This window comes from Deinococcus marmoris (assembly GCF_001949125.1).
In the GTDB taxonomy this organism is placed as follows: domain Bacteria; phylum Deinococcota; class Deinococci; order Deinococcales; family Deinococcaceae; genus Deinococcus; species Deinococcus marmoris_A.
Map to the genome: position 1 here is coordinate 17,844 of NZ_MSTI01000002.1, position 16,415 is coordinate 34,258.

A 16,415-nucleotide genomic window follows, 5' to 3' on the forward strand; every position below is an offset into this window, starting at 1 on the left:
AAGCTTGCCGCACCTGACCTGGTGCGGCGGCAGGAAAAGTCTGTACCCGCCATTCGTCCGCCTCCATTTCGCATCTTGAGGAGAAGCCATGACCGCCACCGCTACCAAAAGCAGCACCGAACTTGCCGCCGCCTTCGAGCAGGAAGCCAGGCGTCTGCTGGAGGAATACAAGATTCCCGGCGTCACACTGGGCCTGCTGACCCCAGACGGCGATCATTTCGTCAATATGGGTGTCACCAGTCTGGAAAACCCGCTGCCAATTGATGACGACACCATTTTCCAGATCGGCAGCACCACCAAGACCATTACCTCACTCACCTGCTCGGTGCTGGTGGCGCAGGGCAAACTTGATCTGGACGTGCCAGTTCGCACCTACCTGCCTGATTTCAAACTCATGGATGAATCGGTGGCCGCCGCGCTGACTGTGCGCGATGTGCTGACCCATCAGGGCGGCTTCAAGGGCGACATCTTTGAGGAGACCGGCAACGGTGACGACTCTCTGGCAAAGGTGCTGGATATTCTGGCCGAGTCGCCACAGGTGGTGCCGCTGCGGGGTCACTGGAGCTACAACAACGCCGGATTTTACGTGGCGGGGCGAATCATTGAGCTGCTGACCGGCAAGTCCTACGAGGCCGCCGTCACCGATTTGGTCCTGGAGCCGCTGGGCATGGACCACACCCTCTACTTTCCCAATCAGGTGATGACCTACCGCTTCACCACCGGACACAACAAGATCGAGGGCGAGATGGTGATCCAGCGCCCCTGGATACTGCCGCGCTCATCGGCCCCGGCGGGCGGCACCCTCAATTCCAGCATGCGGGACATGACCCGCTACGCCCATTACATGATGTCGGGAACGATGCCCGAAACGCTGAAAGCAGAGGCGCAGGACGGCGACAGTGCCCAGCCCGCCGAAGCTTCGCCCCTCACGACGCTGGACCGAAGTCAACTGTGGAAGCCGCAGCGGCCCATCGGCGACGCCCTCAACGGCTTTCCCGGCGAGCGTGGCCAGATCGGGCAGAGCTGGTTTATCGACGAGTACCCACAGGCCACCATCATCAGTCACGGCGGCACCACCTACGGCCACCAGTCCGACTTCTGGGTGTCACCGGACCGCAAAGTGGGTTTTATCGCCATGACCAACGCCAGCAACGGCCACGCCTACAACCGCAAACTCAGCAAGTGGATCAAGCGCGAACTCCTGAACCTGACCGCGACAGAGGTGCCAGATCATCCCGTCAGCCCGGAAACCCTGAGCGAGTACGAGGGCGAGTACCTGATCCTGGGGTTGACGCGGAAAATCGGCTCGCACGTTGAGGATGGACGGCTGACCCTTTCCATTCCCGACACCACCCCTGGCGCGACGGGCAGCAAACCCGCCCCGTTGCGCTTCATCGCCCCGGACCGCGCCCTGATCACGGATGGCGGCGACCTGAACGACATGGGCGTTGAATTTCTGCGTGACGGGAACGGGAAGGTGGACTTCGTGCGCCTCGGAGTGCGGCTGTACCCGCTGGAAGACCTGGAAGCCGCCCCAGCGCTGCCGTTGACCGAGCTGTAAGCCAGAACCTTTACCGCCCTCTCGCGAATTTTTCCAAGGAGAACCCCATGACCGCAGCCGCAACCAAGAAGTCCAGCACCGAACTCGCCGCCGCCTTCCAGCAGGAGGCCGAACGTCTGCTGGCCGAATTCAAGATTCCCGGGGTCACGCTGGGCGTCCTGACCCCGGACGGCGATCACTTCATCAACCTGGGCGTCACCAACCTGGAAAACCCGCTGCCGATTGACAACGACACCATCTTCCAGATCGGCAGCACCACCAAGACCATCACCTCGCTGACCTGCTCGGTGCTGGTGGAACAGGGCAAACTCGACCTGGACGTGCCGGTTCGCACCTATCTCCCCGACTTCAAACTCAAGGATGAGTCGGTGGCCGCCGCGCTGACCACGCGCGACGTGCTGACCCACCAGGGCGGCTTTCTGGGCGATCTGTTTCACGATACCGGTGAAGGCGACGACGCCGTGGCGAAGGTGCTGGACGAACTGGCCCAGTCCCCCCAGATGGTGCCGATGCGGACGCACTGGAGCTACAACAACGCGGGCTTTTACGTGGCCGGGCGCGTGATCGAGATGATCACCGGTCAGACCTACGAGGCCGCCGTGACTGAACTGGTCCTCAACCCCTTGGGTATGGACCACACGTTCTTCTTTCCGTCTCAGATCATGACCTACCGTTACGCCACGGGCTACAACAAGATTGAGGACGAGATGGTGGTCCAGCGGCCCTGGATGATGATGCGCTCGGCGGCTCCGGCGGGCAGCAGTTGCTCGTCCACGGTGAGCGACATGGCGAAATACGCCCACTACATCATGTCGGGAACGATGCCGGAGTTGCCCGAAGCGAAGGTGACACAAGCAAAGGCGTCTGAGGCTGAAGAGAAAGCTGCTGACGATGGGAGCGAGAAGTCCGAAGTGCCTGAAACACCCACGCTGGCGGGGATGGACCGCACGCACCTGTGGAAGCCTGTTCGCACCATCGGCGTGGGCATCAACGCCTTTCCGGGCGAGGAGGGAGAGATCGGGCAGAGCTGGTTTATCGACCAGTACGACAGCGCCACCATCATCAGTCACGGCGGCACCACGCAGGGTCACCAGTCGGATTTTTGGGTTTCTCCTGACCGCAAAGTCGGCTTTATCGCCATGACCAACGCCAGCAACGGCCACGCCATGAACCGCAAACTGAGCGAGTGGGTCAAGCGCGAGGTGCTGGGCCTGGAGAGGCCCGAGCGCGAGGAAGTCAAACTGAGTGAGGTTGAGCTGGAAGCGTTGGCAGCCACCTACGAGGTGGTGGGCCAGACCTACACCATCGGCGTGAAGGTGGAGGACGGCAAGCTGGCGCTGGTTCTCCCCAATCCCACGACGGGCGGCACCGAGAACCTGGCTCTGCGCTTCATCGCCCCAGAACGTGCTGTGGTGATGGGCGGCGACGCGGACGGCATCGGCGTGGAGTTCCTGAGAAAGGGTGATGAGGTGGAGTTCATGCGCTTTGGCGCGCGGCTGTACCCCCGGATGAGCCCGGACGCCTCCAGCGCCAGCCTGCCGCTAGACGCCCTCTAAAGCCCGGTCCGCAGGAGGCAGAACAATGACCGCAATCACAACCCAGAGGAGCAGCACCGAACTCGCCACCGCTTTTGCAAATGAAGCCCGGCGGCTGGCCGAAGAATTCGAGATTCCCGGCGCCAGCATGGCGCTGATGCTGCCGGACGGCGATCATTTCGTGAACGTTGGCGTCACCAGTTTCGACAACCCGCTAGATGTGGACTCTGACACCATCTTTCAAATCGGCAGCAACACCAAGACCCTGACCTCGCTGACCGTCTCGGCGCTGGAGGAACAGGGCAAGCTGAAGGTGACGGACCGGGTGCGCGATCATCTGCCCGATTTCAAGATGAAGGACGAGTCGGTGGCTGACAGCCTGACCCTGCTGGACGTGCTGACCCACCAGGGCGGCTTTCAGGGCGACGTTTTTACTGACACTGGTGCGGGTGACGACGCGCTGGCAAAGATGGTGGAGGCGATGGCCGAGTTGCCCCAGGTGATGCCGATGCGGACGCATTGGAGTTACAGCAACTCCGGTTTTTACATTGCTGGACGGGTGATCGAGGTGGCGTCGGGCATGACCTATGAGGCCGCTGTCACCGAACTGGTTTTGAAGCCGCTGGGGATGGACCACACCCTCTTTTTTGCCAGTGAGGTCATGACCTACCGCTTCGCCACCGGCTACAACAACGTTGGTGACGAACTGGTGGCGCAGCGGCCCTGGCTGATGACGCGCTCGGCGGGGCCAGCCGGAAGCACCTGCTGCTCAACTGCCCGCGATATGGTCAGGTACGCCCGCTATGTCATGTCCGGCACACTGGCTTCCATTGCTGAGGCCGACGGGGAAACGAATGAACAGCCACCCCTGGCAACGCTGGACCGCGCCCGGTTGTGGAAGCCGGTCCGCGATATTGGTGCGGGCATCAATTCCTTTCCCGGCAAACAGGCACAGATGGGGCAAAGCTGGTTTATCGACCAGCACCCGGACGCCCTGATTCTCAGTCACGGCGGCAGCACGCTGGGCCATCAGTCCAATATGTGGCTCTCGCCGGACCGCAAAGTCGGCTTCCTGTCGCTGACCAATGCGCCCAACGGTCACGCCATGAACCGCAAACTCAGCGACTGGGTCAAGCGCGAGGTGCTGGGCCTGAGCGCCCCGCCTCTGCCAGAATTCAGCGTCAGTGACGAGGAACTGGGGCGGCTGGTGGGCTACTTTATCGTGAACGGCCAGCCTTACAACCTCGGCACAAAGTTGGAGAACGGCCAGCTCTTCGTGGTCATGCCCGGCTCCGGCGCGGGCGGCACCACGGACCTGCCGCTGCGCTTTATCGCCCCCGATCTGGCCGTCGTGGTGGGCGGCGACGTGGACGGAACCAACGTGGAGTTTGTACGCGAAGACGGTGAGGTGGCATTCATGCGTCTGGGCGCAAGATTGTTTCCGGCAGAACGTCCAGAAGGAGCCAGCGCGGGATTGCCGATGGAGGCACTATGAGTCAGATTTTGGTGAAAGGTGGAACTGTTATCGACGGCACAGGCGCACCGGGCCGAATGGCCGACGTGTTGATTAAAGATGACCGTATTGTTCAGATCAGCGAACCTGGCAGCCCTGCGCCCGACGGAGCCGAAGTCGTGGACGCCTCTGGCATGGTGGTGGCCCCCGGCTTCATTGATGTGATGAGCCACTCCGTCTCGTCCCTGCTCAGCGACGGCTTGAGCGTGGGTAAGGTGACCCAGGGCGTGACCACCGAGATCATGGGTGAGGGCTGGACTCCGGCCCCCGCCGTGCCCGGAGAGGCCCACGCCTTCCCGGTTCATGGCCTCCCGAATGGCGACGAGAGCTGGATAGCGCGTGCAAGAGGCTGGACGCGCTTCGGCGATTGGATGGCCGCGCAGGAAGACGTGGGCGCAGCCGTCAACTTTGGCTCGTTCGTGGGTGGAGCCACGGTGCGGATGGCTGCCAGGGGCCACGCGGCAGGGGAGAGCACCCCCGAACAGATCGCCGAGATGCGGCGCGTGACCCGCGAAGCGATGGAGGACGGCGCGTATGGCATTGCCACCGCCCTCATCTACCCGCCCGGCAGCTACGCCAGCACCGATGAGCTGGTGGCCGTCAGCGAGGAGGTTGGACGCGCAAATGGCATCTACATCACCCACATGCGCTCGGAAGGCGAGGCGATTCTGGACGGCTTTGCCGAGGCGCTGGAGATCTCAGAGCGCAGCGGGGCGCGTCTCCACCTGTACCACCTTAAGGCCGCAGGAACGCCGTCGTGGCCGAAAATGGCGACGCTGATCGAGCGCGTGAACACGGAGCGGGCGGCGGGCAAGGATATTTACGCCGATATGTACCTGTACACGGCGGGGGGTTCGGGTCTGGCCGCCTCCTGTCCGCCGTGGGCCAGTGAGGACAACAAACTCAAAGAGCGCCTGCGTGACCCGGAAACCCGCGCGAAAATCCGGGCCGCCATGCAGGAACCCGACGGCACCTGGGAACCCTTGGGTGGCCTGGCCGGCCCGGAGGGGGTCTATCCCATTGGTCTGGGCCTGCCCGAACACGCTGATTACCGGAGAAAATCGCTGGCCGAGATCGCTGCCATGCGCGGCCAGGACTGGATCGAGACGATTATAGAGCTGATCTTGGCGGAGCCGGAGGGCATTGGGACCCTCTACCACCTGATGTCCGAGGAGAATATTCAGCTCCAGCTCCAGGAATCCTGGGTGATGCTGGGGTCTGACGCGGCAGGCTACGATCCCGGCGAGGAAGAGGGCGGCTTCACGGGCGGCCACCCGCGCGCGCTGGGCAATTTCACCCGTCTGCTGGGCCGCTACGTACGCGAATTGGGCATCCTGAGCCTGGAGGAAGGTGTGCGCCGTATGACGGGTTTGCCCGCCGAACATCTACACCTGACAGACCGGGGGGAACTGCGCGAGGGGGCTTACGCGGACTTGGTGGTCTTCGATCCAGAAACGATTGGCGACAGGGCCACCTACACCGAGTCCAACAGGCTGTCCGTGGGCGTGCGCGACGTGTGGGTCAACGGGGTGCAGACCCTGAAAGGCGGCAAGCACACGAAAGCCTTGCCTGGGAAACGGCTGTACGGGCCGGGGGCGGGGCGTCGTGAATGACGCCCTGTCTGTGGATACTGAAGCGCGTAGGCTGGGAACAGAATGACCACGACCGCCGTCGCCCCGACTGAGTTGACCTCCATGCCAGCGGTGGACGTCCTGCGCTCCGGCCTGGAAAATTTTGGGCGGCGAGATCAGCAGATTGCCCGCCACTTCATCGACCACGCTGAGGAAATTCCCTTCCTCAGCGCTGGGGAAATCGCGGAGACATTGGGGGTGAGCGGGGCGGCCATCACCCGCTTCGCCCAGCGCGTTGGCTTTGAAGGCTATCCCCACCTGCAACGGGTCATTCGACAGGACCTGCGGGCCACGCTGGGCATGAAGCAGCCCGGCGGACAGGATAGTGTGGTTGCCCGCTTCTGGGCCAGTGAGCGCGCGAATCTGGAGGCACTTCAGGACATTTCAGAAGCCAAGCTGCTGGCCTTTGCCCGTGCCATTGCCGCTGCAAAACAGGTCTGGGTGGTGGGCGCGCGGTCGTCGTACGGCATCTCGCTCCTTGCAGAAACCATCCTGGCATCGTTCCGGCCCTGGGTTCGGGCCTATTCCGCCGATCTGCTGCTCAGCCGCCCTGAACAACTGCTGGAAATCACTTCACAAGATGTGGTGGTGGTGTTTACCCTGCGGCGTTACAGCCGTGCCACCACCCGCATGATCCGCGCCTTGCACAAACAGGGGGTCCAGATCCTGTTGATCACCGATCAGGGCGCGTCACCATTGAACAAGATTGCTCATCAGTGCCTGCAATTGCCTACCCAGGGAACGGACGTGCTGGCGTCGTTGGCCCCTTTCGTCAGCGTTAGTACGCTTCTCGCCTCATTGGTAGCGAAAGAGCTTGAGGGAGGACACCTGAAGGAGGCCGAAGCCCTGAATGCCGAGTTCGGCGTGTACGAATACTGAAAATGGCTTGAGCGCGCCGCTGGTACCGGAACGACAAAGTTTCGAACAGAATTGGCCCCTGAACGTGACGGCAGGGTTGTGTTGCCTTAATCGGGTCAGGGTAGGCTGATCGTCCGTGACCGACGCCAAACCATACCGCCACCGTTTCCCCATGCTCATCATCCAGCACGCCGTTTGGCTCTACCACCGCTTTCCTCTGAGTTACCGAGACGTGCAGGAATTGCTTCACCAGCGCGGCATTCAAGTCAGCCATGAGACTCTCCGCGAGTGGTGTATCAAGTTCGGACCCCTCTTCGCTGAAGACCTGCGCCACCGGGAACCCCGTCGGGGTTCCCGGTGGCATCTCGACGAGGTGTGTACGAGCGTGGACGGCGTTCGACACTGGCTTTGGAGGGCCGTGGACGAGTACGGTTTCGTGCTCGACATTCTCCTTCAGCGGCATCGGGACACCGAAGCAGCGAAGACCTTCCTGACCCGACTACTGAGAGAATACGATGTCCCGGAGGTCATCCATACCGATCAGCTGCGAAGTTACGGGGCCGCGATCCGAGAGATCCCCAGCCTGGTCAACGTTGACCACCAGCAGGTGATCTCAACGGCACGTTGCAACAATGTCATTGAGCAAGGACACCGATCCACACGACGACAAGAGCGATCCCAGCAAGGATTCAGACGGTGGAAACACGCTCAAGAGTTCCTGAATTTGCACGCCCGAGTGACCAACCTTCACCATCATTCCCGCACCAGTGTTTCTGCCGCAGAAAGAAGAAGCAATCAGCGACGAGCGTTCCAGACGTGGTCAACCGTCGCGGCAGGGGTGGTCTGAGATTCAGACCACCCCTGCCCTTGGCCTGCCGTGACGCCAGTTAAGGCAACACAACCCCTTGAACTGCTGCGCGAACATCTGGCCCGGCCAGAACCCGTGGCCGCTTACAGCGACCTGGGAATGATGTTCCTTAACCAGCTTCCGAACGCCGAGGCACACAGCTTGCTCAGCGAACGTGCGGCGCAGATGCAAGGGCAGATTGCAGATCTGGAGCGCGTGCCTATCCATGAGGGAGCCATTGGACGCGGACTGTTCGGTGTGGACCTGGCGGTCTCACGCCAGTTGGCGTTGCTGCGGGCAGACCTGGGGTGGCTGACGCAAACCCTGGGTGGCCTGGGACAGGTCTGAGCGCAGTTGCCCCTGCGTGTTGCAGACCCTCTGAGTCGCCTCTGGCGCTCATAGAAGCCTTCCGATCTGGATAACGTTCTGGCTCTTGCAAGATCAGGTCCGCTCAGCACGGGAGGCTGCGTCAGCTGAACTGAATGTGCATTGGCAACAAGGGCGAATTTCCGTTCATATACGAGTGGACAGCCACAGGCATGTCCGTAGCTATTCCTGAGCCGGATCATGACGCCTGAGTTTCTCCCGAGTTGCAGGTGTCGAGAATTGCCAGTTCACACTCACAGACCGCGCATTGCGGTCCGTTTCCCAGGCGTGGATTTCATGCTCGACGACCTCTTTGCTCGCCAAGCGTTGCCCCAGACACTGGCATTGCGAGGCTGACCACTCCAATTCCGCCATGTTGAGCCAGGACGCATGCTTTGGGGTGTAGATCCACTCGAAGCGTCGGCTCAGCCGGGAGATGACGCGCAGGGTCTGTTCGAGGTTGGCGCTGTACAGGACATGGGTGCCTGTTCCGTTCCTGCCAAGGCCCACCGTCGCCCGTTGCGGGATGGCGGTGGGCAGCACGAACCCCCCCCCTTGGTAGTCGGTGTGTTCGCCCAGCAGGTTCACCCAGCCCGGTGCGGAGGCGGTGATCTCTGGCGCTGAGCCGAACACAGCTTCAAACGTCTGCAAGAGTCACCGCCCGCAATTCCGCCGCTGCCACTTCAGGGAATTTGTCGTTGGCGAATTCGCCCGCGCCCTGTTCGGTGACGGGCAGATACTTCATGCGGCCTGGCGCCCGCAGGTACGGATATAGTTCGATGTGCAGGGGAAAATCGGGTGTGGGGCGTTCAGGGGACTTTGATGCACTGTCATCAGGTACGGCATCCGCACGCCGAAGAGGGCGTCCAGACGCAGCAGGGCGTCTTTGAGGGTGCGGGCGAAGGCGTCGCGTTCGTCAGGGGTCAGTTCGGACAGCAGTGAGACGGACCGGGCTGATCTTGCCAGGGTTTTGTGGTTCTTGCACACTTTTGGTGGTTCTGAGTCATGATTGGTGCAAGATTGGAATGAGCCGAACCCAAAAACCTGTTCAAGTCGGGATGAGCAGAGGCAACTGCGCGAGGGCTGCATACTTGCGCTCATGACCAGCACTCCTGACAGCAAAGTATTATTCATTACTGGCGCGGGGGGCGGCATTGGCACGGCGGTGGCCAGGCACGCGGTTCGGGACGGCTGGCGTGTGGCCGTCACAGACCGCTGTTTCGAAACCGTTCAAACGCTGGCTGCCGAACTGGGAAACGCCGCTCTGCCTCTGCCCTGCGACGTGACCGAGTGGGCCGAACTGGACGCGGCGGTGGCGGCCACCCTGAACCACTTTGGGCGGCTAGACGCGGCGCTGGCGAATGCGGGCTTCACAGCGGGCGAGGCGCGGTACTCGGAGGGCGGACCCACCCCGCACGAGTGGCGCGACATGATCTTGACCAACGTGCTGGGCACCGCGCTGACTGCGCGGGCCACGCTGCCACACCTGCTGAGCAGCACAGGGCACCTGCTGCTTCTCGGCTCGGTGACCGGGCGGGTGGCCACCCCCGGCCCCTATAGCGCCACCAAATTCGCGGTCAGCGGCATGGCAGAGAGCATCCGCCAGGAAGTGCGGGAGAGCGGTGTGCGCGTGACCTGCATTGAGCCCGGGCGCGTGGACACGGCCTACTGGGACGCGGGCGGCAAACCGGAAGGCGTAGACTACTTGCAGGACAATGACATCGCTCGCGCCGTGCTGTATGTCTTAAGCCAGCCACCGCACGTCGCCATCAGTGAGGTGGTCATTCGGCCCTCGACGCAGATCGAATAGGGCTTGGAATGAGGGTCATCCAGTTTTGCGGCTCTTGCGTTGATTCCGTGCAGGGGTTAGCTTATGAGCAAAACACGTTGTCGAAGCGTCTCTTTCGCTCCCATATCATGCCACCGGGCCAACGGAGCTCTCATACGACTTCAAAGCGCTTTTCATTGCTCAGGAACTGAATTAAGCTCAGCATGCCGACAGTTGATCAGGGCATTCCCAGCTCCCTTAAATCCAAGGTGAGCCTTCTTCAAAAGCCCCCATAGCCGCCGTCCTTCTCCTCACTCCTGGTTCCGTCGGCAGGATTGCCGGTTTCTTCCAGGGTAATCAGCTCGTTGCCGCGCACGAAAGCTTCCATGAAGCGGCGCATCACCGTCATCTGGCTGCGGTGGGCCTTCAGCGCCTCCAGTTTCTGGTCCTCGTCCTGCTGGCTCAGATCGGCGCGCTGCCAGGGCAGGTGGAAGCCGCGTGGCGAGATCAGCAGCGGAAATCCCTCGTGCAGTCCTTTGGGAACGGGCCATTCCACGCCGCCGTGCACGATCCAGTAGCGGGCACGCGAGGTCCATCCACGTTGCTTGAGCGCCTCCTGCGTGAACAGACTGGTAGCGATGTGGTCCTTATGAAAGTCGCTGGTGGACGGCAGCAGCACCACATCCGGTTTGACCGTGTCCAGCACGCTGTTGAGGTCCCGGCGCAGGTTGAAAGCCGTATAAACCGCGCTGGGAGAAAGGGCGCGCTCGTAGGGAACGCGCAGCGCTCCCGTGTGCGGCGAGCGCACCGGATCGGGACTGTTCCACATTTTCAGCAGCGCCCCGTCCGGATAGCCCAGAAAGGTGATGTGGTTGGCGGGCACGCCCAGTGCGGCGGCGGCAGCGGCGGCCTCATTCATGCGGCGGCGGCCCAGATTCTCGGTGGCATTCTGGCGCGGGTTCAGGGTGCGGTCCAGCAGGGCACTGTCCAACTCGAAGCCGTCGCCGCTGGTGAACCACACGATGTGCACCTGTGCTCCCGCCCGCACTGCTCCGGCCATCATGCCGCCGCAGCACAGGCTCTCGTCGTCTGGGTGCGGGCTGACCATCAGCACCGTCTGTCCGGCGCGGATGGTCGGCAACTCCGGCAGGGCGCGTACAGTGGCGACGGCGCGCGGATACAGCAGCGTTAGCGCTGAGCCAGTATTGATGGCGTAGGCCAGCACCAGCGCGATGATCAGCAGCGCGCCCAGCACCCAGTCACGCCGCCGACTGCCAAACCGCCGCCCGCCTAGTCTTTTCCACATTCCCGCAGCTTAGCGGGTCAGCTCCTGCATCCTGTCCGGCGAGGCCACAAACACCCGCTTGGCCATGTTCAGGAACAAGCCCGGTTTCCACTCCGTCCTCTGTCCCCTTCAGCAACAGTCACGGCGGCATTTTGGACCATTTCTACAGTGCTGATCTCATCTGGACGGTGCGATTAAGGGAAATTTTCCCCTCCCTTCCAGTGTCCTCTGAGCTTCCGCACGGCCTGACTTGCTTAAGGTCTGGTGGGTACATTCAAAAAATTGTCCCGGAAAGTGTTGGGGGACTGAGGGTACATGCTTTAACGATGCGAATGGCCTGCGTTGAGACAGGTAAACTGAGGCGTGAAACCCTTCCTGTACCTGTTGCCCTTGGCCATGCTGGGCCTGACCTCTCCTGCACTGGCGCAGGCCGCCCCCAACTGCACGCTAGCGAATCTGGTGGACGGCGAAACTTATATGGCCCTGGCCTTTAATCCGGCCCAGAGCAGCGCCGCCGCTGAGAGTGCCGCCGCGACCGGTTGGGCCGATTGCCGCGCCGCCAGATTGCGCGCTGATCTCAAGGCGTCCCCCAACCTTAATACCCGCATTGATGGGCTACGCAAGGCCTACCGCGCCCTGCGTTCCAGCGAGGGCGAGATGGCAGCCACCCGCAATGGCGGCGGTACGCTGTACCTGAATGCCATTCCCCTGACCTACCCGGCTCTGGAGACGCAGGTGCAGAGCCTGGCCGCCCTGGCCCGCAGCCCGCTGGGCGGTCAGACCTCGGCGGCCTACGCGGCCCAGATCAAGCAGGCGATGGCGGACCACGCCGCTTATGTCAAGGCGCTGCGCGATTTCAAGCCGGGCAAGGATGTCACGGCCTTTGACCCTAAAGCCTGGAAGAGCACTGTGGACAATTACGAGAAACTGAGCAAGAGCGTCATGACCACGCTGGGAACGAAGGGGGACGCGGCCACCGCGCTGGGTTATCACCTCCTGAACACCACGACTTTTCCGGCCACCAATGACGGCGGCAGCAATCCTGACGGCAGCTAAAACAGTTGTCAAAGCTCTGCGGCTGCTCTAGCGCTGGCTTGGAGGGGATTCGAAGATGGGTTGCGGCTGGGGTTCGGGGGGCGGATCGGGACAGCGCTCAAAGGGGGGATAGGGCTGTGGGTCGGGCAGTTGGTAGGGACAGTTCCTGTAGTCGAACGGGGATTGGGATTCACCAGGGCCCACAAAAACGGGGTAGGGCGTGGGTTCGGGAGGCGGATCGGGATAGCCCCGGAAGATGGGGTTGACCCGGGGATCGGGGGCCGGCACCTGGAAGACCGTGCCTCCCCGGTTGACTGCCTGAGATCCCACCTGAAAAAAGGCGGTATCGGTGACCCAGGCATTGTCAAGGAGCTGCCCGATCACGATGCTCAGCGCCTGCGCCAGTCCATTCTGACCCCGCACGGTGACGGTGGCGAACTGCTGCTGCTCCTCAAAGCGGGCAATGTCGTTCAGACTCAGGGGAGAGGTACTTGCCACGGCCAGCAGCTTGTCCTGTCCGCTGGGGCCGCCCACATTAAGGTTGTAACTCGCGCCGCGCGCCGGAAAGAATCGTGTTCCTGCCCGCACGTAATTGCTGTTCTCATACCTGTTGGGGAAGAACAGGTCGATGTCGCCGTCCGCGCTCAGGTTGAACAGGTAGATGTAGGCATTGGCATTGGTCTGGAGGCCCACACTGATGTTCTCGCCGATTCCGTACACGGAATTGCCTGAGCCACTGGGGTCACGGTCGACCCAGACCTGCACGTTCAAGTTCGACCGTGCGGGGTTGACGATGATGCTCTGGGCGCTGATCTGTACCCTTCCGGCACTCGCCGTAGAAACGGTCAGACCAAGTAGGGTGCTGAGCATCAGAATGTTCCGGGCAGTGCGCATGGTGGGCCTCCTGGAGTTGGGACGGATGAGGAAGTGGACTGAGACGAGTTTGAAATCTAGAAAGATGGTTTCAGGGTATCGGAGTGTGGGACGCTTAATCTCTCTTCGGCCCAACGTCCCAGAGCATCCTTGATCGCACTTTCAGTTCAACCCTGCAACCCCGTTTAGGGCTTGAGCGAGAAAGCGTCCAGGCCGTCTGGGAGAGCGTTTTCCGTGCATTGGGAAGTGGCACCGCCGTTTTGCTGAGCCTACAGGGTTCAGCGACCATAAGCTGTCTTTTCGAGATGCTGCACCTTGAGCGCAGGAGATGATCCAAAGCTGAGCAGAAAACATGGCTTGTTCAGGTTGAGGAGCGAATGGACTCGTCTTGTTGCCGTCCTAGAGGAGCTTTCCCTGGTCAGCATCAGGTCCTAAATGGGGTTTTTAACCAGATGGAATGCATAAATTCAATGGAGTATTTGTCCGAATAGAGCTTGTCTCATCCCCCAGCCCCAGCCTGCTACACGGCGGGGTTCAACGTGGTCTGCCCGTTCAAGAGTGCCGGGCGATCAGAGATCTTCCCAGCCTTCACAGATTTGCTGTAGCGCCAGTACACGAACAAACCGTAGAGCAGGGGGACCAGCACCTGAAGGATGAAGACGGGACTGAGCGTAGAACCCGCCTCGACAGCGTCGGTCACGGCCGGTGTCGGGGCAGTGGTTCCCGTCGTCTGTGTAATTTCAAAGTCAGCGGTCACGATGTCCCAGACGGCGTGGAACAGCATCAGAGGATAAATCGAAGCCACCCGCAGGCGCAGCGCCCCCATCATCACGCCGACTGCAAAGGCGTTGATGATCTGGTCCGTGGTTCCCTGAAGTGAAGCGCCATGAACCAGGTTGATCAGGTGAACGCTGGCAAAGATCACGGCCGTCCCCAGGACCGTCAGCAGTGGCGTAAGCCTGGTTCTGAAGGCCTCAAAGAGAATGCCGCGGAACATCAGTTCCTCGGCAAAGCCCACCAGCAGGAAATTGGCCACATACGCTGCGCTGACGGACAATACCCCCCAGGTGAAGACATCCACCGCTCCCTGACTGACGCTGTAGAAGGTGAGGACCCCATAGAAACCCAGCAGAAAGATCACGGGAAACACGAAGAACTTCAAGCTGCTGGTCAGGGATTTCCTGAAGCCCACCGCCTGCCACCAGCCCAGCCCGGCGACGATCAGGCACAGCACACCCGCCACAAGAGCTTCAACAGGCAACTGATTGACAGCTTCCAATATCCCTGCTGGAGCAGGAATACCAGCGGCATTATTGCCCAATGAGTCGACCAAAGGAGGCGGCTTGAGCGTATCTATCGTTAAAAAAATGCCGATATTCAGTACGAATGCCAGTAGGGCAGCCCAGATGGGATGTGCACGGAGCGTCTTGAGTAGCATGAGAATACAATAAGCATTACATTTCAGTGAATTCTATGAATTCTTCCAATATGAAACCAAGATGAGACATATATAATCAAGTTGCCCCAATAGAGACAGGACTCAGTAGCTGACAACTTCGTTTTTGACCGTCTCAGACGGCGAGAAGTCCACCTTCCGATCTGTCCCTCGACAGAAACGAGAAATCGCGATGTTTTGAGGTGTGAAGCCACCAAAACCCGTCACCTCACAGGCTCCCGAATTCACCGCCCATTTCAAAGCCTGCGTGCCCTCGCTGCGTATCGACACGCATCAGCGTGCCGTCGACGTTGTTCTGGCCATGATCATGGTGAGGGTGACCCGGTTTTGCGGTTCTTCCGTTGATTCCGTGCAACGTGTCAGGTGTGCTACCTGAAGGGCATGCAGACACTCATCAACGTGCTCAGCAGGCTCTTTCCCGCAGAATTCCAAGTCGTGGTAGAGCGATGTGAGATGGAGGCTGACCACGTCAGCCTCCACCTGTCAAGTTGTGCCGCAGCGCAACCCTGCCCCAGATGCCAGGTCCTCTCGCACAGCATTCATAGCCGCTATGGACGACAGTTTCAACATCTTCCCTGGGGCCATTTATCAGTTCGCATCCAACTTCAGGTCCGCTGGTTTCGGTGTCGTAACTGCCATCCAGTTCGTACGTTTGCCGAGCAATTTCCCGATTTGGTTGCACCGTACGCACGCTACAGCACCGCTGTCTGTCGCCTTTTTCGGCAGTTTGTCCTGGCTGTAGGCGGAGAGGGAGGCAAGAAGCTTCTTGCTTCCCTCTCCCTGCGAGTGAGTGGCGATCGTCTCTTGACTGAGCAGCAGCATATCTGCCCACTCCCTGGCCCGGTTCCACGAGTCGTCGGGATCGACGACTTCGCCTTCAAAAAAGGTCTGAGATACGGGACAATCATTGTCGATCTAGAAACCAGAAGGGCGATAGATCTCCTGCCAGATCGCAAGGCCGAGACCGTCCCTCAGTGGCTCTTGCGACATCCAGAAATTGAAGTCATCAGCCAGGACCGGTCCACGGAGTACGAGCGGGCGAGTCGGGAAGGAGCACCACAAGCGGTCTAGGTGCTGGACCGCTGGCATGTGTTCAAGAACTTCCGGGAGGCCGTGGAACGACAGCTCAAGCGATCACAAGGGACGCTGGATGACGTTGCCAGCGCTTTTCTTCCTGTCTCGCTACCCAGACGATCACTTCGGGAAGAGGAGGCGCGTCAGGTACGTTACGAGCGTTGATGTATCGAGGTGGCGCAGATTAAATTGTTGGCAGCCCAGGGGCAATCTGCAGCGCAGATTGCCCGGGACCTTCACCGGAGCCACCACTTTGTTCGTTTTAGCTTACGGGTGGAACGGGTGCCGCCCACCCGTCACCTGATGTTGTTAGGGTTTGGTGGAGGGTAAGTTCAGTGTGATTCACACTGGAGGACAGAATGTCCGTACCCAAGCAAAAGTTCACCGCTGAGTTCAAATACGAAGCTGTCCGCCTGGTTCGCACGACCGGTAAGAGTTGCGCTCAGATCGCCCGTGACCTCGGCGTTCCTCCTCACTACGTCGTGCGGTGGAAGCAACAACAGGACAACCAGACGGCCGCTGGCCGCCCTGCCTTCACCGGGCGGGGGATCCCCGCCCTTTCACCACAGGAGGCTCGTCTTACAGAACTCGAACGAGAGCTGGAAATTGCGCG

At 60.9% G+C, this 16,415-nt stretch carries 16 protein-coding genes and 2 pseudogenes; 12 read left to right on the forward strand and 6 right to left on the reverse strand.

Annotation, left to right across the window (positions count from 1 at the left end; translation table 11 throughout):
* Window positions 1-88: 88 nt before the first annotated feature.
* The 7 genes from BOO71_RS00115 (at window position 89) to BOO71_RS00145 (ending at window position 8,293) form a co-directional block, all read left to right on the forward strand.
* Entirely contained in the window at window positions 89-1,561 is a 1,473-nt protein-coding gene (locus tag BOO71_RS00115; protein WP_075829965.1) for a serine hydrolase domain-containing protein, read from the forward strand.
* A gap of 47 nt (window positions 1,562-1,608) precedes the next feature.
* On the forward strand, window positions 1,609-3,117 hold the full coding sequence (locus tag BOO71_RS00120; RefSeq protein WP_075829966.1) for a serine hydrolase domain-containing protein: 1,509 nt from the start codon (window positions 1,609-1,611) through the stop codon (window positions 3,115-3,117).
* Window positions 3,118-3,142: 25 nt separating this feature from the next.
* Window positions 3,143-4,591 carry a serine hydrolase domain-containing protein gene (locus BOO71_RS00125; protein ID WP_075829967.1) on the forward strand — a complete coding sequence of 483 codons (1,449 nt, stop codon included), beginning with the start codon at window positions 3,143-3,145 and terminating at the stop codon, window positions 4,589-4,591.
* Window positions 4,588-6,222, forward strand: coding sequence for an N-acyl-D-amino-acid deacylase family protein (locus BOO71_RS00130; RefSeq protein WP_075829968.1), 1,635 nt, complete (start codon window positions 4,588-4,590; stop codon window positions 6,220-6,222). The genes BOO71_RS00125 and BOO71_RS00130 overlap by 4 nt, the downstream gene beginning before the upstream one ends.
* A gap of 42 nt (window positions 6,223-6,264) precedes the next feature.
* On the forward strand, window positions 6,265-7,119 hold the full coding sequence (locus BOO71_RS00135) for a MurR/RpiR family transcriptional regulator (RefSeq protein WP_083652793.1): 855 nt from the start codon (window positions 6,265-6,267) through the stop codon (window positions 7,117-7,119).
* A gap of 115 nt (window positions 7,120-7,234) precedes the next feature.
* Complete coding sequence (locus BOO71_RS00140) at window positions 7,235-7,945, forward strand: IS6 family transposase (protein ID WP_083652795.1); 711 nt, start codon at window positions 7,235-7,237, stop codon at window positions 7,943-7,945.
* Window positions 7,946-7,975: 30 nt separating this feature from the next.
* Window positions 7,976-8,293: a hypothetical protein gene (locus BOO71_RS00145; protein ID WP_075829969.1), complete on the forward strand. Its 318-nt coding sequence runs from the start codon at window positions 7,976-7,978 to the stop codon at window positions 8,291-8,293.
* Window positions 8,294-8,494: 201 nt separating this feature from the next.
* On the opposite strand, the gene BOO71_RS00150 is transcribed toward BOO71_RS00145, so the two are convergent.
* On the reverse strand, window positions 8,495-8,962 hold the full coding sequence (locus tag BOO71_RS00150; RefSeq protein ID WP_075829970.1) for a galactokinase family protein: 468 nt from the start codon (window positions 8,960-8,962) through the stop codon (window positions 8,495-8,497).
* A 90-nt stretch (window positions 8,963-9,052) separates the two neighbouring features.
* Entirely contained in the window at window positions 9,053-9,298 is a 246-nt protein-coding gene (locus BOO71_RS00155) for a hypothetical protein (RefSeq protein WP_075829971.1), read from the reverse strand.
* 112 nt (window positions 9,299-9,410) lie between these two features.
* On the opposite strand from BOO71_RS00155, the gene BOO71_RS00160 reads away from it, so the two are divergent.
* Complete coding sequence (locus BOO71_RS00160) at window positions 9,411-10,121, forward strand: SDR family oxidoreductase (protein ID WP_075829972.1); 711 nt, start codon at window positions 9,411-9,413, stop codon at window positions 10,119-10,121.
* Window positions 10,122-10,359: 238 nt separating this feature from the next.
* Here BOO71_RS00160 and BOO71_RS00165 read toward each other — a convergent pair whose 3' ends face one another.
* On the reverse strand, window positions 10,360-11,385 hold the full coding sequence (locus tag BOO71_RS00165) for a PIG-L deacetylase family protein (protein WP_075829973.1): 1,026 nt from the start codon (window positions 11,383-11,385) through the stop codon (window positions 10,360-10,362).
* Window positions 11,386-11,727: 342 nt separating this feature from the next.
* Between BOO71_RS00165 and BOO71_RS00170 the strand changes: the two genes are divergently transcribed.
* The gene (locus BOO71_RS00170) at window positions 11,728-12,420 is read left to right on the forward strand and encodes a hypothetical protein (RefSeq protein ID WP_254842968.1); all 693 of its coding nucleotides are present in this window, start codon (window positions 11,728-11,730) and stop codon (window positions 12,418-12,420) included.
* Window positions 12,421-12,447: 27 nt separating this feature from the next.
* Here BOO71_RS00170 and BOO71_RS00175 read toward each other — a convergent pair whose 3' ends face one another.
* A complete protein-coding gene (locus BOO71_RS00175; protein WP_075829974.1) occupies window positions 12,448-13,293 on the reverse strand; it encodes a DUF4384 domain-containing protein in 846 nt (281 codons plus the stop codon).
* 499 nt (window positions 13,294-13,792) lie between these two features.
* A complete protein-coding gene (locus BOO71_RS00180) occupies window positions 13,793-14,710 on the reverse strand; it encodes a CPBP family intramembrane glutamic endopeptidase (RefSeq protein ID WP_083652796.1) in 918 nt (305 codons plus the stop codon).
* Between the two features lie 471 nt (window positions 14,711-15,181).
* On the opposite strand from BOO71_RS00180, the pseudogene BOO71_RS29135 reads away from it, so the two are divergent.
* Window positions 15,182-15,304, forward strand: a pseudogene (locus BOO71_RS29135) (hypothetical protein); the annotation flags it as partial.
* A 12-nt stretch (window positions 15,305-15,316) separates the two neighbouring features.
* Here BOO71_RS29135 and BOO71_RS28570 read toward each other — a convergent pair.
* Window positions 15,317-15,550, reverse strand: coding sequence for a hypothetical protein (locus BOO71_RS28570; protein WP_254842969.1), 234 nt, complete (start codon window positions 15,548-15,550; stop codon window positions 15,317-15,319).
* Between the two features lie 45 nt (window positions 15,551-15,595).
* Between BOO71_RS28570 and BOO71_RS29140 the strand changes: the two are divergent.
* Together BOO71_RS29140 and BOO71_RS00190 are read left to right on the forward strand one after the other, a co-directional pair.
* Window positions 15,596-15,799: pseudogene (locus tag BOO71_RS29140) on the forward strand (transposase); the annotation flags it as partial.
* Between the two features lie 362 nt (window positions 15,800-16,161).
* A partial coding sequence (locus BOO71_RS00190) for a transposase (RefSeq protein ID WP_139322639.1) occupies window positions 16,162-16,415 on the forward strand: 254 nt, incomplete at its 3' end.